The following is a 19,007-nucleotide window of genomic DNA, read 5'->3' as shown; positions in this document are numbered from 1 at the left end:
GACCAACCTCCTTTATTATTTTACTGGATCATATCCGCCTTTAAATAAGGGATTACACCGCATAACCCTCCATAAAGCCTTGATCCCACCTTTTATCAAACCAAATCTACTTATAGCTTCATAAGCATATTGAGAACAAGTTGGTCGAAAACGACAATGAGCACCCATACTTGGAGAAACTTTTTTTTGGTAAAACTTAATTAGCTGCAAAATTATCTTTTGCAACTTAATCATCTCCTTTTACATTGTCAATCAAACCTAGTTTAGTACAATGGTAAAAAAATGTTTTGTCTAATTGCTGATACGTTGCACCAACGCTTCCTTTACGGACAACAACTACTAAGTCATAATTTTTGTTAAATTCATGGTTGCGCGAGCGAAATATTTCTCGTAGTTGCCGTTTAATGCGATTTCGTACTACTGCATTTCCAATTTTCTTACTAATTGAAAATCCTATTCTACAGTTATTAGCTTCACCTTTTTTTGCATATACTACTAATCTGCTATCAACGCTAGTTTTGCCACGTCGATATAAACGAACAAAATCTCTTTTCGTTTTAAGTGAGTATTTTCGACGCATACAGCGCTCCTTAAAAAAGTATTTAGTCAAAGTTCAATAGACCACTATTTAGTGGTCTAAACTGAAACTCTTTTTCTGCCTTTTAAGCGACGTCTTTTTAATACCTTTCTTCCATCAGAAGTACTCATGCGTTTGCGGAAGCCATGTGTTTTTTTTCTTTTTCTATTATTAGGCTGGAATGTTCTTTTCATTATTCTATACACCTCCCCGCTCGCGTCCTTAATATTATAATTATTATCTTAATGAAGGTCAAGAAAGGAGTGTCGAAAGTAGCTAAAAATAAGTAATTAACAGGGTTTTCAACAGAAAATTAAGTCGATATTTTGTTGCTGATGCAATTTTAATTTGCTATTATTATAGTTGATATCAATATTAACTATATGTATATACACAAATATTGAGTTTCTTGTGGATAAATTGTTTCTTTTAGTGAGCAGAATTACCAATTATTTTTTAATAACTCTGAAATTAACTAATTTATTTATTTTTTTAGCAAGTATCTGTTTATAACTTGTTAATTTCTTAATCATACTATAAATTATACCTCTAATATTATGTGGAAAACTAATATAGTTATCCATTTTTAAAAAATGATTCTCTATGAATTGTTTATTTTTTGTTAAAATAGTATACTGGTATTCTTAAATTTAATGAGGTGATTTCCTGTGTCTTTAAATGTTGAATCAATTTGGCAACGTGTTTTAGAAAAAATGGAGAGCCGTACAAATAAGGCAGGCTTCGATATATGGGTGAAAAACACTAATGCAATATTAATTCACAACAATATTGTTGCTGTAGAGGTTCCTAATTCTTTTTTTATTCATTGGCTAAATAAAAACTACTTACATCTCTTTAAAGAATGCCTAAGTGAAATTTGTGATGAAAGTTATGATGTAGAATTTATAGAAAAGTCTGAAGTAGATGGCTATTTAAGTATTGTAAATAATCACATTACTGTGGAAAATCAACAACTAAAATTTGATATAAATAGTAACAACAAACCCTTGCAAATTCATAATGAATTAAATCTAAACCCCAAATATGTATTTGATACCTTTGTTATAGGTGAAAGTAATAGATTTGCTCATGCAGCTTCTCTTGCTGTGGCTAAAAATCCAGCCGAATCATATAATCCTTTGTTTTTATATGGTGGATCAGGTTTAGGTAAAACCCATTTAATGCACGCAATAGGACATCATGTACGTGAAAAACACCCCGATTTAAGAATAATTTATATATCTTCAGAAAAATTTATTAACGAGTTTATTGATGCAACTCAAAACAATACTACTTCAAAATTTAGAAATAAATACAGAAATGCTGATATTCTCATGATTGATGATATTCAATTTTTAGAAAACAAAGAGCGTACTCAGGTTGAGTTTTTCCACACCTTTAATGAACTATATAATGCTAAGAAGCAACTAATCATATCTAGTGATAGACCACCAAGAGAAATACGTGAGTTAGAAGAGCGCTTGAGGTCTAGATTTGAGTGGGGACTATTAACAGATATTCAACCTCCAGAGTTAGAAACACGTGTTGCGATTTTGCGAAAAAAATGTGAGATGGAGAAGTATGATATTCCTGAAAACATCACCTTTTTTATAGCTGAAAATATTAATAGTAATATAAGAGAACTAGAAGGTGCATTAACCAGAATAAATGCCTATGCAAGTATTAATGAAGTACCTTTATCTATAGAATCTATTAGAGCTGTACTAAAAGATGTGTTACCACAGAGTAGCTTTAGACCAGTTACTATAGATTTAATTAAAAAGATAGTTGCAGAATATTATAACTTAACTGAAACAGTTTTAATCTCTAATAAACGTAATAAAAGTATTGTATTGCCAAGACAAGTGGCGATGTTTTTAGCAAGAGAATTAACAGATCATTCATTACCTAAAATAGGTAATGAGTTTGGTGGAAGAGATCATACTACTGTGCTGCATTCATGCGATAAGATAAACCAAAAAATAAAAACAGATTTTAAGTTGGCTGGTGTAATAGCAGAACTAAAAAATAAAATTAAACCTAAATAGTTATCTGTGAATTTAGTTAATAAGTTAGTTAGTTTACTATGAGTTTTGCACAAAATATTAACATGCGAAATTTGTCTAAATATAATGCAATATTGGGTTATACACAGTTTTAACAGACCTTATTATTATTATTATTACTTTAAAATAATTATTGATGTATAAACTAAGGGGGTTTTTTTATGAATATTATATGTAACAGAAATGAATTAAATTATGCAGTAGCCTTAACTGCACGTGCTGCATCTACCAAAGATATTTTAGATACACTAGGGGGGATACTCCTAGAAGTAGATGAAAATTCCTTAACTATGACCGCTTCTAATTTAGAGTTTACAGTTAAATGTGCCATAGATTGTGAAGTAATAGAAATGGGTAGTGTTATTTTACCAGCCTCTGTTTTTTTGGATATAGTAAGAAAAAGTAATGTAGATAAACTAGAAATTAATGTGAATTATAATAATTATCGTACAACCATAAAAGGTGACATGTTTAAAATGGAATTAGTAGGACTCCCTGGTGTAGAGTTTCCTAATGTTACAGGGGGAGAGTATACTGCAGGCTTAAACTTAAATTCTCAAGAGTTATTGAAAATGTTTGATAATACCCTATATGTAGCTTCTAAAGATGATATTAGACCTATATTTACGGGAGTTTTAATGGAGTTTCAAGAGGATCTTATTAGATTAAGCGCATGCGATGGTTTTAGAATTTCTTCAATTAAGAGAGAGTGTTTTTATAAAGGCGAAAATAGAAGATTAGTATTGCCTGGGAAAAATGGTCAAGAGATAATTAGGTTACTACAATCAATTGACTCAGAAGAAACAGAAATAATGTTTGGAAACGGTCAAATTATGCTTAATATCGGTGGGGTTAGTATTTACTCCAAGCTGATAGAAGGACAATATCCAGATATAGTGCAATATTTACCTAGTGGATATCACTCAAGTGTTAAAATAGTTAAATCTGACTTACAAGGAAGCCTAGAGCGCGCCGCCCTAATTATTAGAGATTCACAAAATGGAGTAGTAAATATTACTTGTAAAGACAACGTTTTCACTGTACATGGTAAGTCAATAGATTTAGGTCAACATACAGAGGAAGTAGCTGTTGAAAGAGATGGCGATGATATCCAAGTATCGTTTACTCTAAAATATTTACAGGATTTAGTTAAACATATAAACTCCGATGTTGTATTTATGAAGTTTGCTGAAAAGTATAATATGGTTGTAGCTCAACCAGAGGGCGATGATAGAGGATTTGCTTTATTAATGCCAGTTGCAGGAAGAAATTAAATGGAACAAATTGTGGTTAATAGTAAAGAAATAAATTTAATGCAGTTTTTAAAGTGGGCTAATGTGGTAGTTAGCGGTAGTGAAGTTAAAATGTTAGTTGATGAAAGACTAGTTACTGTTAATGGCGATAGTGAGTACAGGTATCGTAGAAAATTGAAACATGGAGATATTGTTGAAATAGATAATCAATTAAAACTGGTGGTTATTATTAATGAAAATAACTAGAGTTGTTAGCTACAATTTTAGAAATATCCTTAAAGCAGACATTAAACCAGCAAAAAACCTTAATATTTTTTTGGGTAGTAACGCTCAAGGTAAATCTAATTTTTTAGAATCTATTTATATGTTTGTGTCAGGAAGATCTTACAGAACAACTAAAACTTCTGATTTAATTAATTTTAACAAAACAAAAAGTGAAGTTGTGATAGATTTAGAAAAAAAAGAAAGCAACTATAGCTTATATTTAGGTATTTCAGAAAATAAAAAGCAGTTAACTATAGATGGAATAAACAGAAAAAAGGTAGCCGATTTATTAGGTTACCTTAATGTTGTGTCTTTTTTTCCGAGAGACTTACAGTTAGTTAGTGGGGGACCACGTTTACGGAGAGAATTTATAGATTTAGAAATTAGTCAAGTTATTCCTGCTTACTATAAAACCTGTCAGCAATACGATAGAATAATTAAGCAGCGAAACATGCTTTTAAAAAATGCTCATCGAAATGGCTTTTCAGAGAGTATTTTGGCAACTTTTAATGATCAAATGATAAACTTAGGTACAAATATTATATTAAGAAGACTTGAAATGTTATATAAATTAAGTATTTTGGCTAAGTTGGCACATAGAAATATAAGCAATGGTGAAGATAATTTAATAATTAACTATAAGTCAAGTTTAGGGCTTGAAGATGATATCTCTAAAGTTTATAAAATAAAAAAAGATATTATTGAGGATATGTTCTTTCAAAAGTTAAAGTTAGTAAGTAAAAAAGAAAAAGAGCGAAGAACATCTTTAGTTGGCCCACACTTAGATGATTTAGGTTTTATAATAAATGGACATGACGTTAAACGATTTGGTTCTCAGGGTCAGCAACGAACAACGGTTTTGTCACTAAAGCTTGCTGAGCTCCAATTTATGAAATCAGAAACAGGAGAGATGCCTATTTTACTGTTAGATGATGTGTTAAGTGAATTAGATCGTAAAAGACAAACCTTATTATTAGAAACAGCAGCAGGAAATAGCCAAACCTTTGTAGCAACAACAGATATTTCTCTTTTATCCGATAAAATAATTAGAGATGCCAATATTTATAGAGTTGAAAACGGAAAGTTCTTTGAGCAAGGTAGTAAAATAAATAGAGAGTAATTCTCTAAGTCTCAATTTTACCCTTGAAAGCTTTGTTGTATGTATTTAGTGTGATATAATGAATATGCGCCTAAAACCGCTTTAATCGCGGTTTTAAGTATTTGTAGAGGATAAAAAGTATCAAATCTTAGATAAGGATTTGGATATTGAAGGAGACGATGCCGATGAATCAAAAAGTACAAGCTGGTGTGTATGACGAGTCGCAGATTAAGGTACTTGAGGGATTAGAAGCAGTAAGAAAAAGACCAGGTATGTACATAGGTTCTACTTCAATTCATGGTTTACATCACCTTGTTTATGAGGTTGTGGACAATAGTATAGATGAGGCTATGGCTGGTCGTTGCGACAGGATAGAGGTTACTATTCTTAAAGATAACTCTATTAGAGTAGCTGATAATGGGGTAGGTATACCTGTAGGCAAACATCCTAAAATGGGTAAATCAACATTAGAGGTAGTAATGACAGTATTACATGCTGGAGGAAAATTTGGAGGCGAAGGCTATAAAGTTTCTGGTGGTTTACACGGTGTAGGTGTATCTGTTGTAAACGCATTGTCTGAATATATGAAGGCAGAGGTACATAGAGACGGTGGTATTTATGTTCAGGAATACCTTCGTGGTGTGCCAAAAGAAATTGTTAAAAAAGTTGGTACAACTAAAAAAACAGGTACAATACAAACATTTAGGCCAGATAGTGAAATATTTGACACTCTTGAGTTTGACTTTCATACCTTAGATGGCAGACTTAGAGAGTTGGCATTTTTAAATAAGGGAGTAACTATAACATTTTCGGACGAACGATCTACAGAGGAAAAAAAGGTAGAGTATTGTTATGAGGGTGGTATTGTATCCTTTGTACAAAAGCTTAATGAAAATAAAGGTGTAGTTACCAGAGATGTTATTTATGTTACTGGTTCAGAAGGCAGTAGCCAACTAGAGGTTGCTCTCCAGTATAATGATGGTTATAGTGAAAATATATTTTCATTTGCCAATAATATTAAGACCACTGAAGGTGGTACACATGAGTCTGGTTTTAAATCTGCTTTAACAAGAGTTATTAACAGCTATGCTCGAAAAAATAATTTAATTAAAGATAAAGATCCTGACTTAACAGGTGATGATATTAGAGAGGGTTTAATGGCTGTACTTAGCATAAGACTCTCTGAGCCTCAATTTGAAGGTCAAACTAAAACCAAATTAGGTAATGGCAATATTAAGGGATTTGTTGAGTCTTTAATGGGTGAGCATTTGGGTAACTACTTAAAAGAACACCCCTCAGATGCCAAAAAAATTGTAGATAAATCCTTAAGAGCAGCTAGAGCAAGAGAGGCAGCTAAAAAAGCAAGAGAGCTCACTCGTAGAAAGAATGCTTTAGAGATTTCATCATTACCTGGTAAGCTATCTGATTGCTCTGTAAAAGACCCTGCACTATCTGAACTGTACTTAGTAGAGGGTGACTCTGCGGCAGGTTCAGCTAAAATGGGTAGAGATAGAAGATTTCAAGCTATATTGCCTTTAGGTGGAAAAATTATTAATGTAGAAAAAGCTCGGTTAGACCGTATTTTAAATCATAAAGAGGTACGAACTATAATAACAGCTTTAGGTACAGGTATAGCAGAGGAGTTTAAGCTTGAAAAATCTCGATACCATAAAGTTATTATTATGGCTGATGCCGACGTAGATGGATCACATATTAGAACTCTTTTGCTAACATTTTTGTTTAGATATATGAAGCCTTTAATTACTGCCGGATATATATATATAGCGCAACCACCTTTATACTTAGTTAAAAAAGGTAGGAAAGAACACTATGCCTATAGTGATGAAGAGCGAGATACAATTCTAAGTGAAATTGGCAGAAAAGGTATTAGTATTCAGCGTTATAAAGGTCTTGGTGAAATGGATCCAAATCAACTTTGGGAAACTACAATGAATCCAGAGAATAGAATCTTATTAAAGGTTAATATGGCAGATGCTATTAAAGCAGATGAAATGTTTACTATTTTAATGGGTGATAATGTAGAGCCACGGCGTAATTTTATACAAAAGAATGCCCGCAAAGTAAAAGAGATTGACGTGTAGGGGGTATACAATGTCTGAATTTAAACAAGGTAAAATATTACCTGTAGATATAAGTGATGAAATTAGTAAATCATATTTAACTTATGCAATGACTGTTATTGTTGGCAGAGCCCTACCTGACGTAAGAGATGGTTTAAAGCCTGCCCATAGACGTATTTTGTATGCAATGAGCCAAATGGGTTTAGCTCCTAATAAATCGTATCAAAAGTCAGCACGTACGGTAGGTGAGGTGCTAGGTAAATATCATCCACATGGTGATATAGTAGTATACGATACCATGGTAAGAATGGCACAAGACTTTAATATTAGGTACCCATTAGTAGATGGACATGGAAACTTTGGTTCTATAGATGGAGACTCTGCTGCTGCAATGCGTTACACAGAAGCTCGTTTAGAACACATAACCCTAGAACTGTTAAGAGATCTAGATAAAGAAACAGTAGATTTCAAGCCTAACTTTGATGAGCAATTAAAAGAACCAGTTGTGTTACCTGCAAGATATCCTAATTTATTGGTGAATGGATCATCTGGAATTGCTGTTGGTATGGCAACTAATATTCCACCACATAATTTAGGTGAGGTTATAGATGGCTGTGTTGCTCTAATTGATAATCCTGATTTAACAATCGAAGAGTTAATTGAAGTTATACCTGGACCAGATTTTCCCACAGGCGGATTTATTATGGGAAGAGATGAGATACACAAAGCATATAGAACTGGTAGAGGTGTGCTAAAAGTACGTGCTAAAACCAGAATAGAGCAGATGCGTAATGGAAAATCAAGGATAGTAGTTACAGAGTTACCATATAATGTAAATAAGGCTCGGATGATTGAAAAAATTGCTCATATTGTACGTGATAAAAAAGTTGAAGGTATAACTGATTTACGTGATGAGAGTGATAGAGACGGTATTCGTGTAGTAATAGAATTAAGAAGAGATGTTGATCCCAATGTAGTTTTAAATAGATTATACAAAAATAGTCAACTGCAAGAGTCATTTGGTATTATTATGCTTGCATTAATTAATAATGAACCGAAGGTAATGAACCTTAAAAAAATGTTAGGTCATTATGTTGATCATCAAAAAGAAGTTGTAAGGCGTAGAACCAAGTACTTACTAAAAAAAGCAGAAGACAGAGCACATATATTAGAGGGTTATAGAATTGCTCTTGATAATATAGATGAAGTTATTAAATTAATAAAAGCTTCTAAAACTGTTGAGGTTGCTAAGAATGGCTTAATTACTAATTTTGGATTATCAGAAATTCAAGCAAAAGCCATTTTAGAAATGAGACTACAAAGATTAACAGGTTTAGAAAGAGATAAAATTGAAGAAGAATATAAAAGTTTATTAAAAGAAATAGCTAGATTACAATCAATACTAAATAATGAGCTTTTATTACTACAAATAATAAAAGATGAATTATTAGCAGTAAGAGATAAATTTGCAGATGATCGAAGAACAGAAATTATAGCCGCAGAGGGTGAGATTGATGTTATTGATTTAATCGCAGATGAAGATGTTGTAGTTACAATTACTCATAAAGGTTATATAAAACGTCAATCTCTTAGTGAATATAGTAGTCAACGTAGAGGAGGTAGAGGTAGAACTGGATTTAAGTCAAAAGATAAAGACTTTGTTGAGCAATTATTTATTAGTACTACTCACCACCAATTGTTGGTGTTCTCAAATAGGGGCATTATGTATCGAGTTCCTATTTACCAAATACCTGAGTCTGGTCGACACTCGCGTGGAGTACTTATTCAAAACATAACTGCCTTAAAGCGTGGCGAAAAAATTATGGCTACTATGCCAATTAAGTCATTTGATGACTACAAGTATTTATTAACTTCTACCAGAAAAGGATTTGTAAAGCGTACCCTTTGTACTGAATATGAAAGTATGAGGTTGGGTGGTTTAATAGCTGTTAATTTACAAGATGATGATGAGTTAATAGGCGTAAAACTAACCAATGGTGAAAATGATATCTTAATTGGAACTTATCACGGAAAAGTAATTAGATTTCCTGAAAGCCAAATAAGACCAATGGGTAGGGCGACTAGAGGTGTTAGTGGAATTATGCTCTCTGGTGATGATGCTGTAGTGGAAATGGATGTTATTACAGCAAATTCTGCGGTTCTTAGTGTGACAGCTAATGGCTATGGCAAAAGAACAGATTCATCTGAGTTTAGACAGCAAAACAGATATGGTAAAGGCGTTATCTTAATGAAAACTAACGAAATTACTGGTCATGTTGTAGGATTTAAAGTAATAGAAGATGGTAATGATGTAATGATGATTACTGAATCTGGTATTATTATAAGGGTTGCTGTAGATGAAATTCCTAGTTATGGTCGTAATACACGTGGCGTTCGTCTACAAAATTTAGAGACAGACGATAAAATTGTTGCAATTGCAAGAATAGCTATTAATGAATCTAAAAAATAGAGGAGAAGGTTATGGGTTACCGTATTAAAAAATCTATAGATCTTAAAAAAATGATTTACGCATATGATGATTTTATACTAAGTAATCATCCTTTCGCAGATTTTGCATCAGCTGCAGGTATAGATAAAGGTTATTTGTCTGGTATTGTGAATGGTAGAATTGATCCCGGTATTAAAGCTGCACGTAATATCTGCAAAGTACTTAAATTACAGATAGATGATGTTTTTGATGTGATATTTTAGTAAAAAGTTGAATAAAGTATAATTTAATAAATAAAAAAGCTGATATATGTTTCACGTGAAACGTTTATCAGCTTTTTATTATATCTGAGATATAGCTAGCATATAATGATGGTAAGTGTCAAGTTTCGACCTTATTTGTGTAAGTATTCGACACAAATCTAACAAATAAACTAAAACGTTTCACGTGAAACGAAAAAAGTATAGATTGATTGCTATATTAATGTTATTCTTAGAATACAAGAATTGAAGTTATTAAAAACATTTCTGATATTCATTATTTTATTCTAAATATGTTTTAAATACATTTATATCATTAGGTACTTAGTTAATTAACCTTTAGAATACTAGGAGTGAAAAGATGATAAGAATTTACGCATTAGCAAATCAAAAGGGTGGGGTAGGTAAAACTACTACTGCGGTGAATTTATCTGCATGTTTGGCTAAACAAGGTAAAAAAGTACTTTTAGTGGACATTGATCCTCAAGGAAATTCAACAAGTGGTTTAGGTATACGAAAACATGACCTAAAATACTGTATATACAATGTTTTAATAGATGATTATCCATTAGAAATGGTTATAAAAAAAACAGAAATAGACAACCTTGATATAGTACCCGCTACATTAAACTTAGCAGGAGCAGAAATAGAACTTGTACCCATGTTTTCTCGTGAAAGTAAACTAGATGATGCTTTAGAATATGTAAAAGACACATATGATTACATATTAATAGATTGTCCGCCATCATTAGGTTTACTAACTTTTAATGCTTTTACAGCAGCAACAGATGTTCTAATTCCTATACAATGTGAATTTTATGCTTTAGAGGGATTATCACAATTAATAAATTCTATTAACTTGGCTAGGCAATACTTAAACAAAAACCTTAATATAGGTGGTGTAGTATTAACTATGTATGATAGTAGAACTAAATTGTCACAAGAGGTAGCAGAAGAAGTGAAAAAATATTTTCCAGACAAAATTTTTAACACAATCATTCATAGAAACGTGCGACTAAGCGAAGCACCAAGTCATGGTAAACCTATCATTTCTTATGACATTAACAGTAGCGGTGCAATGGCATACACAGAGTTAGCTAGGGAGGTAATTGCAAATGAGTAGTAAAAGTAGAGGTTTAGGTAAGGGGTTAGGCGCATTATTGCCTGATAAACCTTTATATGAAAATAACGACTCAACTACTGAGTTTATAAGACAGATAAATATTACTAAAATAATTCCAAACCATAATCAGCCAAGAAGAGACTTTGATAATGAAAAATTACAAGAACTATCCGAATCAATAAAAGAACATGGCATTTTACAACCAATTATAGTGGTACAAGAAGGCATAAACTATAAAATAGTGGCTGGTGAGAGAAGATACAGAGCTGCTAAAATGGCAGATTTAAAAACAATACCTTGTATAATCCGCAAACTAAGCAATACCAAAGTGTTAGAATTGGCATTAATAGAGAATATTCAAAGAGAAGACTTAATGCCTTTAGAAGAAGCAACTGCTTTACATACGTTAACAGAACAGTTATCCGTAAGTAAGACCGATTTAGCAAAAAAATTAGGAAAAAGTAGATCTTATGTTTCAAATATGATTAGGCTACTAGATCTACCTATTGAAGTTCAAGAGCTCGTTACTGAAAATAGAATATCTTATGGACATGCTAGAGCACTTTTATCATTAAATACTAGAGAAGAAATGATTGTATTCGCTAACGAAATAGTGAAAAATAATTTAAGTGTAAGAGATATCGAAAAAATAGTTAGAAAACAGAACAATTCAGTACAAGTTAAGGAAAAAGAGATTAAGAAAACATCTCCAGAAGACAATTTAAGATTCCTTATCATTAAAGAATATGAAAATGACCTAAAAAGTTTACTAAAAACACAAGTTCAGATAAAAGATGCTCAAAACAAAGGTCGAATCATAATAGATTACTATAGTGATGAAGATTTAGATAGGCTGATACGTAAGTTTAGAAAATAGAAAATCGGAGAATGACATGTTAAAAGGTAGCATTATTAACGCAATACTGATTATTATAGGATCGCTATTAGGTGTTTTTCTTCAAAAAGGTGTTTCGAATAAAGCTAAAACAACGTTAATGCAAGCTATGGCTCTAGCTGTAATACTCGTAGGATTACAAATGGCAATAAAAAGTGAAAGTATAATAACTGTTATTATAAGTTTAGGTATAGGCACTGTAATTGGTGAAATTATAAATATTGAAGCTAAACTTGAAAAGTTCGGCTTATTTGTAGAAAATAAATTTGCCAAAAATTTTAAGGGTGGCTTTGCAAAGGGTTTTGTAACAAGTAGCCTTGTTTATTGTGTAGGAGCAATGGCTATTATGGGTGCATTGCAGAGTGGGCTAGAAAATACACATAATACTCTCATTGCAAAAGGAATTATAGATGGAATTACAGCTATAGTGTTTACTTCGGCCTTAGGAATTGGAGTACTTTTTTCAGCATTACCAGTATTTATATACCAGAGTACAATTACTATACTTGCAGGATATTTAAATTTATTTTTAAATTCAACTATTATATTGGAAATGAGTGCAACTGGTGGTTTACTTATTACTGCTATTGGTATTAACTTATTAGGCATAAGTAATATTAAAGTAGGTAATATGTTGCCAGCTATTTTTATGCCAATTTTAATAGTTAAACTTATGTCTCTATTTTAGAATATTATCATAATAACAAAAACTAAGCATAGATTTTAGATAGTTAATAGATATAATCGTTGTTTAGGGGGATAATAATGATCTCTTCAATAAATAGAGCATTAAAAATAAAAGACAAACTAGTTGAAATAAGAAGAAAAATTCATAAATATCCAGAAATTGGTCTCGAAGAGTTTAGAACTGCTGATTTAGTAGCTAAATACCTAAGTAAGTTAGGACTAGAAGTTACTAAAGGTATAGCAAACACTGGGGTAGTAGCTGTAATAAAAGGTGTTGGTAAGGGACCAACTATTGCTTTAAGAGCAGATATGGATGCATTACCTATTCAAGAACAAAATAATCACAGTTATGTTTCTTTAGTTAAAGGTAAAATGCATGCCTGTGGCCATGATGGACATACTGCAATTTTGCTTGGAGTAGCAAAACTACTAACAGTTAAAAGAAGAAGTTTTAAAGGTAAAGTTAAATTAATATTTCAACCAGCGGAAGAAATTGCAGCAGGTGCTTTACCTATGATTAAACAAGGAGTGTTAATTAATCCCAAAGTTGATATGATGTTTGGTTTGCACATTGCTCCTACTAACGGTGAAGTTGGTCAAATATCGCTAGCCACAGGAGCCATAACAGCTAGCACAAAATATTTTAAATTGAGAATTAACGGATTTGGAGGACATGGAGCTCATCCTCATAAGTCTGTAGATGCTATAATAGCTGCAGCACATGTAATAACTGCATTACAAACGATAGCCTCTCGAGAAATTAATTCATTACTTCCTATAGTAATATCCATTGGAACTATACATGGGGGTTATAGACATAATGTTATAGCTGATGAAGTAGAGATGACTGGAACCATTAGAACACTAGATGAGGACATTAGAGTAAGTATTGATAATAAAATAGAAAGAATAGTTAGCGGAATTTGTAATAGCTTAAGATGTAGTTATGAATTAGAAATAAAACAAGGGTTGCCCTCACTAATAAATAACAATAAAGCAACAGCTATTGTAAAAAAAGTTGCAGAGCAGTTGTTAGGCGAAAATAATGTGTTTCTTATGGCACATCCCTCTATGGGTGGGGATGATTTTTCATATTTTAGTGAAAGGGTTCCTTGTTGTTATTTTAGGTTACATGCAGGTAATAAAAATAAACTATGCACCTATCCTTTACATCACCCTAAGTTTAACTTTGATGAAGACTGTCTTCCGTATGGAGTAGCTCTGCTTACAGATATAACTTTAACAGCTTTAAAAGAGTTTGGTTAATGAACCATGTTCATTAACCAAACTCTTTTAAGATTTATTACTATTACATTAACCTGCAAAATAATACCAAAACAATTAATTCTATTGTCAAATAATTAGTATATCGTTATAATTTAATTAATAATTATTGTTTAAGCTAGTAAATAAAATTAAGGAGTAAAAAAAATGTCTTTATTAAACAGAGCAAACGAGTTAAAACAGGAGTTTATAAATTACAGAAGAGACTTTCATAAACACCCAGAGCTAGGTATGCAAGAAAACCGAACAGCTCAAATAGTTGCAGAGTTTTTAACAAATCTAGGTTTAGATGTGAAAACTGGAGTTGCTAATACAGGGGTTGTTGCCTTGTTAAAAGGTTTAGAACAAGGACCAACAATAGGTTTAAGAGCAGATATGGATGCCTTGCCAATTTTAGAACAAAGTGAAGCACCTTATTCATCAAAAGTACAGGGTGTTATGCATGCTTGTGGCCATGATGGACATACTGCAATTTTAATGGGAGTTGCAAAATTGCTTACTGAGTGTAAACACAAAATTAAAGGCAATGTGAAATTTATATTTCAGCCTGCAGAAGAAGGACCAGGTGGTGCTCTGCCTATGATTAATGAAGGTGTATTACAAAATCCTAAAGTAGACATGATGTTTGGTTTACATATTAGTACCAAGCAGGGTAAGGCTGGCCAAATAGCCTTTAAACATGGTGCAAGTTCTGGTGGAACAGGCTTTGCAAGAATTAAAATCAAAGGATATGGTGGTCATGGAGCTCACCCTCATAAATCAGTAGATGCAATTATGGCCTCAGCCCATGTTTTAACAGCACTGCAAACTATAATTTCCCGGGAAATTGATCCTCTTGAGCCAGTAGTTATTACTATGGGCACAATAAAAGGTGGATATCGTTATAATGTTATAGCCGATGAAGTTGAAATGACAGGTACAATAAGAACCCTAAGCCAAGATGTTAAATTAGGTATGCCAGAACGTTTTAACAGAATTATAAAAGGAGTATGTGATAGTTTGAGATGTACCTATGAATTAGATTATCGCCAAGGCATTCCATCAGTTATTAATAATGAGCAAGCAACTAAGTTGGTTGAAAAAGTGGGTAATAGAGTCTTAGGAGAACAAAATGTTTTCAAGTTAAAAAAGGCCTCAATGGGAGGAGAGGACTTTTGCTACTTTAGCTTAGAAGTACCGTCATGTTTTTTTAATTTATTAGCTCTAAATGAGTCTAAAAACTGCCACTATCCTGGTCACCATCCAAAATATAATTTTGATGAAGATTGTATACCAGTTGGTATGGCTATGTTAGCAGAGTCTACCTTAGAAGCACTTAATGAATTACAGTAAATAAGGATGGGCACAATTATTAACTAATTAGTTAATAATTGTGCTTATTTTTTTTTATATTTTACTAAGTGTATTTAATTATTATCATAAAGTAACTGAGCAATTATTAGTTCTTTATATCTACCCAGCAGTTAAGTAAACAAAGCAATAAGCTTTACATTTAGCACAAACCCAGATAATTATTAGTATATTATTTGGTAAATCATTATTAGAAAAGGAAATGGCTTCATATATGTTGAATTATATTCAGTCAATTATTGTAGTGAGGAGGCGCAATATGCGTATAAAAGAGCACCCAATCCTAACATGGGATAAAGGGAAGAAAGTTAAATTTTGTTTTGAAGGTAATGAGCTAGAAGGATTTGAAACAGAAACTATTGCAGCTGCTTTACATGCTAATGGTATTAAGGAGCTACGCGAAAGTGAAGAAATGCATCGCCCACGTGGTTTATTTTGTGCTATTGGTAACTGTTCTTCATGTTTAATGGTGGTTAATGGTGAGCCAAATGTACGCGTATGTGTAACGAAGCTACAAGAAGGCATGCGTGTTGAGCGACAACTAGGAAAGGGTGAGTTACCACAATGAAAACTACAGATTTAGCAATTGTTGGTGGTGGGCCAGCGGGTTTATGTGCCGCTATTACGGCTGCAGATTTAGGGGCTAAGGTAGTCCTTATTGAGCAAGATGATGCTTTAGGTGGTCAACTAGTAAAACAAACCCATATGTTTTTTGGTAGCGAAAAACAACACGCAGGCACCCGAGGTATTGACATAAGTTCAATGTTAGTAAATAAGGTTAAAACCCATAAAAATATAGAAGTTTTGTTAAATTCAACTGCTATGGGATATTATCCAGATGCAGTTTTAGGTATAAATCAAAACGAAAATTTCATTAAAATTAAACCCCAAAAAATGATACTAGCTACAGGAGCTAGTGAAAAGATGATAGTTTTTCCTAACAACGATTTACCTGGCGTGTATGGTGCTGGTGCAGTACAAACCTTAATGAACGTCTATGGCATTAAACCAGGAAACAAAGTATTAATGGTTGGTGCAGGAAATATAGGACTAATTGTATCATACCAATTGTTACAAGCAGGAGTTGATGTTGCTGCTATTGTTGAGGCATCTCCAAATATTGGAGGATACTTAGTACATGCTTCAAAGATAAGAAGACTAGGTGTTCCGATTTTAACATCGCACACTATAGTAGAAGCTATTGGTGAAAAAGAAGTAACCGGTGCTGTTATTGCAAAATTAGATGAAAAATGGAATGTGTTAGAAGGTTCTGAGCAAACCTTAGATGTGGATACCATATGTTTAGCAGTAGGATTAACTCCGTTAACAGAGTTAATAGCTCAGGGCGGTGGAAAGCTTAGTTTCATTAAAGAATTAAGTGGATATGTTCCTGTGCACAGTGAAGATTTACAATCAACAATAGATGGGGTATTTGTTGCTGGTGATTTAGCAGGTGTGGAAGAGGCTAGTAGTGCTATGGTGGAAGGTAAGTTAGCTGGAGCAGCAGCTGCAAAAGCTTTAGGACTTTGTCCCAAAGAAGCCACAAAAATAATTAAACAAGCACACGAGGAATTACACGATTTAAGAAGTGGTCCAGTAGGAGTAAGAATTAGAGAAGGAATTAAAAAATTAGAGGAGGTACGTCAGCAATGTTAAAACATACAGGAGTTGCTACTCCAGAAGATATTAAAGGCGTAACCCCAAGTGAAGAAAGATTGAGTAAAGGACCCATAGCAATAATTGAGTGTTTTCAAAAAATACCATGTAATCCATGTTCAATGGCCTGTCCTAGAGAAGGCATTAAAAAAATGGAAGATATAAATGAGCGACCAGTAATAGTCCCAGAAAATTGCAATGGCTGTGGCATTTGTGTTTCACGTTGCCCAGGCTTGGCTATTTTTGTGGTAGATGCAACCTATAGTGAAAAAGAGGCATTGGTAAAGCTGCCGTGGGAGTTATTACCCTTGCCTAAAAAAGGTGCTATTGTAAAAACGTTGAATAGAGCTGGCGAGCCAGTTGGCAAGGCTAAAGTAGTTAATATTCAAGACGGTAAATTTTTTGATAGAACACGTATTATTCATTTAGCTGTTCCAAAAGCTGAAATGATGGAAGTAAGAAGTATAGATAGGGGGTCATTTTAATGGAGAATAAAAAACAAACAATAGTTTGCCGTTGTAGTGATGTGACCCTAGAGCAAGTAAGAGATTTAATTAAAAAAGGTTACACAACATTAGATGAAATAAAAAGAATTACAAGAGCTGGTATGGGTCCATGTCAAGGTAAAACTTGTGGTCCTATTATCGAAAGAGAAATAGCTATTATGACAGGAAAAAAAGTAGAGAATCTTTATCAGCATCGCCAGCGTGGCCCTATTAAAGGTATAAAATTGGGAACATTAGCAGCCGGAGGTGACCATAACCATGAAGAGTAGAGACGCTGTAATTATTGGAGGAGGCGTTATTGGTTGTGCTATAGCTTATGAATTAGCAAAAAGAGGCATGACTAATATAACTGTAGTAGAGAAAAATTATTTAGCAAGTGGAGCTACAGGTAGGTGTGGAGCTGGTGTTCGCCAACAATGGGGTTTAGAAAGCAATATTTTATTATCTAAATATAGTTGTGAAGCATTAGAGAACATGAATGTAGCCTTAGATTACGATGATGATATAGAGTTTAAACAAGGTGGATACTTATTATTGGCTTATGGTGACAAAATGTGGAATCAGTTTCTAAAAAATGTTGAACTTCAGCATAAACACAACGTTATGAGTGAAGTTAAAACACCTAAAGAAGCCAAAGAAATTGTGCCATATTTAAACATTGAAGGCTTAACAGGTGCTACATTTTATCAAAAAGATGGACACGCAAACCCCTTTAAAGTAACTGATGCTTATTATAAAGCTGCAAAACGTTTGGGTGTTGAGTTTTTAACCTTTACAGAGGTCACAAATATTATTAAAGAAAATAATAAAGTTACTAAGGTTGTAACAACAAAAGGTGAAATAGCTACCAATAGAGTTATAAATGCAGCAGGAGGATGGTCTAACGTCATTTCAAATATGGTGGGTGTAGATTTACCGGTACACTCAGAACGTCATCAAATACTAGTAACTGAGCCTGTAAAAGCGGTGCAAGGACCAATGGTTATGTCATTTCATCATGGCATATATTGTCAGCAATCTCCTCATGGCAGTTTTATAATGGGTTTAGGTGATCCTAACGAACCACGAGGTTTTAATATAGATAATACCTGGCAGTTTATGCATGAAATGGCGGAAATAATAACAGATTTGCTACCACCACTTAAAAACTTACGAGTAATAAGGCAGTGGTCAGGTATGTATAATGTTACACCAGATGCAGCGCCAATTTTAGGTAGTGTTCCTGATGTAGAGGGTTTTTATTTAGCTGTAGGTTTTAGTGGCCACGGATTTATGATTGCTCCCATGACAGCTCAATTAATGGCAGAACATATATTGGGTCAAAAAACAACTTTACCGATTAGTATTTATAATTTAGACAGATATAAACGAGGAGAACTAATTAAAGAGCCAAATGTTGTATAAAAAAAAGAGGGTTATCATGATTTATGATAACCCTCTATATAGTGCGCCTGGCA

The 19,007-nt window shown here is 33.0% G+C and carries 20 protein-coding genes; 17 read left to right on the top strand and 3 right to left on the bottom strand.

Going from position 1 to position 19,007, the window contains the following annotated elements; all coding sequences use genetic code 11:
- Positions 1-15: 15 nt before the first annotated feature.
- The 3 genes from yidD to rpmH are packed head-to-tail and all read right to left on the bottom strand — an operon-like array spanning position 16 to position 771.
- Complete coding sequence (yidD, locus tag IMX26_RS11455) at positions 16-225, bottom strand: membrane protein insertion efficiency factor YidD (protein ID WP_195158522.1); 210 nt, start codon at positions 223-225, stop codon at positions 16-18.
- 1 nt (position 226) lies between these two features.
- A complete protein-coding gene (rnpA, locus tag IMX26_RS11450; RefSeq protein WP_195158521.1) occupies positions 227-580 on the bottom strand; it encodes a ribonuclease P protein component in 354 nt (117 codons plus the stop codon).
- Between the two features lie 56 nt (positions 581-636).
- Positions 637-771: a 50S ribosomal protein L34 gene (rpmH, locus tag IMX26_RS11445; RefSeq protein WP_195158520.1), complete on the bottom strand. Its 135-nt coding sequence runs from the start codon at positions 769-771 to the stop codon at positions 637-639.
- Between the two features lie 474 nt (positions 772-1,245).
- Between rpmH and dnaA the strand changes: the two genes are divergently transcribed.
- The 17 genes from dnaA (at position 1,246) to IMX26_RS11360 (ending at position 18,954) form a co-directional block, all read left to right on the top strand.
- A complete protein-coding gene (gene dnaA, locus IMX26_RS11440; protein ID WP_207729280.1) occupies positions 1,246-2,625 on the top strand; it encodes a chromosomal replication initiator protein DnaA in 1,380 nt (459 codons plus the stop codon).
- Positions 2,626-2,804: 179 nt separating this feature from the next.
- Complete coding sequence (gene dnaN, locus IMX26_RS11435) at positions 2,805-3,917, top strand: DNA polymerase III subunit beta (RefSeq protein WP_195158519.1); 1,113 nt, start codon at positions 2,805-2,807, stop codon at positions 3,915-3,917.
- Positions 3,918-4,142: an RNA-binding S4 domain-containing protein gene (locus IMX26_RS11430; RefSeq protein WP_195158518.1), complete on the top strand. Its 225-nt coding sequence runs from the start codon at positions 3,918-3,920 to the stop codon at positions 4,140-4,142. It abuts the gene before it with no gap.
- A complete protein-coding gene (recF, locus tag IMX26_RS11425; RefSeq protein WP_195158517.1) occupies positions 4,129-5,280 on the top strand; it encodes a DNA replication/repair protein RecF in 1,152 nt (383 codons plus the stop codon). The genes IMX26_RS11430 and recF overlap by 14 nt, the downstream gene beginning before the upstream one ends.
- Positions 5,281-5,438: 158 nt before the next feature.
- On the top strand, positions 5,439-7,361 hold the full coding sequence (gene gyrB, locus IMX26_RS11420; protein WP_207729348.1) for a DNA topoisomerase (ATP-hydrolyzing) subunit B: 1,923 nt from the start codon (positions 5,439-5,441) through the stop codon (positions 7,359-7,361).
- 10 nt (positions 7,362-7,371) lie between these two features.
- Positions 7,372-9,810, top strand: a complete 2,439-nt coding sequence (gyrA, locus tag IMX26_RS11415; protein ID WP_195158515.1) for a DNA gyrase subunit A — start codon at positions 7,372-7,374, stop codon at positions 9,808-9,810.
- A gap of 11 nt (positions 9,811-9,821) precedes the next feature.
- Positions 9,822-10,052 (top strand): helix-turn-helix transcriptional regulator, encoded by a 231-nt coding sequence (locus IMX26_RS11410; protein WP_195158514.1) that lies wholly within the window; start codon positions 9,822-9,824, stop codon positions 10,050-10,052.
- 358 nt (positions 10,053-10,410) lie between these two features.
- Complete coding sequence (locus tag IMX26_RS11405; protein WP_195158513.1) at positions 10,411-11,172, top strand: AAA family ATPase; 762 nt, start codon at positions 10,411-10,413, stop codon at positions 11,170-11,172.
- Positions 11,165-12,049 (top strand): ParB/RepB/Spo0J family partition protein, encoded by an 885-nt coding sequence (locus IMX26_RS11400; RefSeq protein WP_195158512.1) that lies wholly within the window; start codon positions 11,165-11,167, stop codon positions 12,047-12,049. The genes IMX26_RS11405 and IMX26_RS11400 overlap by 8 nt, the downstream gene beginning before the upstream one ends.
- 16 nt (positions 12,050-12,065) lie before the next feature.
- The gene (locus IMX26_RS11395) at positions 12,066-12,755 is read left to right on the top strand and encodes a DUF554 domain-containing protein (protein ID WP_195158511.1); all 690 of its coding nucleotides are present in this window, start codon (positions 12,066-12,068) and stop codon (positions 12,753-12,755) included.
- A gap of 77 nt (positions 12,756-12,832) precedes the next feature.
- Complete coding sequence (locus IMX26_RS11390; protein ID WP_195158510.1) at positions 12,833-14,020, top strand: amidohydrolase; 1,188 nt, start codon at positions 12,833-12,835, stop codon at positions 14,018-14,020.
- 165 nt (positions 14,021-14,185) lie between these two features.
- A complete protein-coding gene (locus IMX26_RS11385) occupies positions 14,186-15,370 on the top strand; it encodes an amidohydrolase (protein WP_195158509.1) in 1,185 nt (394 codons plus the stop codon).
- Positions 15,371-15,647: 277 nt separating this feature from the next.
- Positions 15,648-15,956, top strand: coding sequence for a (2Fe-2S)-binding protein (locus IMX26_RS11380; RefSeq protein WP_195158508.1), 309 nt, complete (start codon positions 15,648-15,650; stop codon positions 15,954-15,956).
- Positions 15,953-17,044 carry an NAD(P)/FAD-dependent oxidoreductase gene (locus IMX26_RS11375; RefSeq protein ID WP_195158507.1) on the top strand — a complete coding sequence of 364 codons (1,092 nt, stop codon included), beginning with the start codon at positions 15,953-15,955 and terminating at the stop codon, positions 17,042-17,044. The genes IMX26_RS11380 and IMX26_RS11375 overlap by 4 nt, the downstream gene beginning before the upstream one ends.
- Positions 17,038-17,529, top strand: a complete 492-nt coding sequence (locus IMX26_RS11370) for a 4Fe-4S dicluster domain-containing protein (protein WP_195158506.1) — start codon at positions 17,038-17,040, stop codon at positions 17,527-17,529. The genes IMX26_RS11375 and IMX26_RS11370 overlap by 7 nt, the downstream gene beginning before the upstream one ends.
- Positions 17,529-17,819 carry a (2Fe-2S)-binding protein gene (locus IMX26_RS11365; protein ID WP_195158505.1) on the top strand — a complete coding sequence of 97 codons (291 nt, stop codon included), beginning with the start codon at positions 17,529-17,531 and terminating at the stop codon, positions 17,817-17,819. Before IMX26_RS11370 ends, IMX26_RS11365 begins: the two co-directional genes overlap by 1 nt.
- Complete coding sequence (locus IMX26_RS11360) at positions 17,809-18,954, top strand: FAD-binding oxidoreductase (protein ID WP_195158504.1); 1,146 nt, start codon at positions 17,809-17,811, stop codon at positions 18,952-18,954. The genes IMX26_RS11365 and IMX26_RS11360 overlap by 11 nt, the downstream gene beginning before the upstream one ends.
- The last annotated feature ends 53 nt before the right edge of the window (positions 18,955-19,007 follow it).

Source organism: Clostridium sp. 'deep sea', from assembly GCF_014931565.1.
GTDB lineage: Bacteria > Bacillota > UBA994 > PWPR01 > PWPR01.
The sequence above is the reverse complement of the archived record's forward strand: the minus strand, read 5'-3'. Positions and strand labels throughout refer to the sequence as shown.

Excerpts from the sequence above, each read along its gene's own strand:
- rnpA (WP_195158521.1), bottom strand. The coding sequence starts at position 580 with ATGCGTCGAAAATACTCACTTAAAACGAAAAGAGATTTTGTTCGTTTA.
- rpmH (WP_195158520.1), bottom strand. The coding sequence starts at position 771 with ATGAAAAGAACATTCCAGCCTAATAATAGAAAAAGAAAAAAAACACAT.
- dnaN (WP_195158519.1), top strand. The coding sequence starts at position 2,805 with ATGAATATTATATGTAACAGAAATGAATTAAATTATGCAGTAGCCTTA.
- IMX26_RS11430 (WP_195158518.1), top strand. The coding sequence starts at position 3,918 with ATGGAACAAATTGTGGTTAATAGTAAAGAAATAAATTTAATGCAGTTT.
- recF (WP_195158517.1), top strand. The coding sequence starts at position 4,129 with ATGAAAATAACTAGAGTTGTTAGCTACAATTTTAGAAATATCCTTAAA.
- gyrB (WP_207729348.1), top strand. The coding sequence starts at position 5,439 with ATGCCGATGAATCAAAAAGTACAAGCTGGTGTGTATGACGAGTCGCAG.
- gyrA (WP_195158515.1), top strand. The coding sequence starts at position 7,372 with ATGTCTGAATTTAAACAAGGTAAAATATTACCTGTAGATATAAGTGAT.
- IMX26_RS11410 (WP_195158514.1), top strand. The coding sequence starts at position 9,822 with ATGGGTTACCGTATTAAAAAATCTATAGATCTTAAAAAAATGATTTAC.
- IMX26_RS11405 (WP_195158513.1), top strand. The coding sequence starts at position 10,411 with ATGATAAGAATTTACGCATTAGCAAATCAAAAGGGTGGGGTAGGTAAA.
- IMX26_RS11400 (WP_195158512.1), top strand. The coding sequence starts at position 11,165 with ATGAGTAGTAAAAGTAGAGGTTTAGGTAAGGGGTTAGGCGCATTATTG.
- IMX26_RS11395 (WP_195158511.1), top strand. The coding sequence starts at position 12,066 with ATGTTAAAAGGTAGCATTATTAACGCAATACTGATTATTATAGGATCG.
- IMX26_RS11390 (WP_195158510.1), top strand. The coding sequence starts at position 12,833 with ATGATCTCTTCAATAAATAGAGCATTAAAAATAAAAGACAAACTAGTT.
- IMX26_RS11385 (WP_195158509.1), top strand. The coding sequence starts at position 14,186 with ATGTCTTTATTAAACAGAGCAAACGAGTTAAAACAGGAGTTTATAAAT.
- IMX26_RS11380 (WP_195158508.1), top strand. The coding sequence starts at position 15,648 with ATGCGTATAAAAGAGCACCCAATCCTAACATGGGATAAAGGGAAGAAA.
- IMX26_RS11375 (WP_195158507.1), top strand. The coding sequence starts at position 15,953 with ATGAAAACTACAGATTTAGCAATTGTTGGTGGTGGGCCAGCGGGTTTA.
- IMX26_RS11370 (WP_195158506.1), top strand. The coding sequence starts at position 17,038 with ATGTTAAAACATACAGGAGTTGCTACTCCAGAAGATATTAAAGGCGTA.
- IMX26_RS11365 (WP_195158505.1), top strand. The coding sequence starts at position 17,529 with ATGGAGAATAAAAAACAAACAATAGTTTGCCGTTGTAGTGATGTGACC.
- IMX26_RS11360 (WP_195158504.1), top strand. The coding sequence starts at position 17,809 with ATGAAGAGTAGAGACGCTGTAATTATTGGAGGAGGCGTTATTGGTTGT.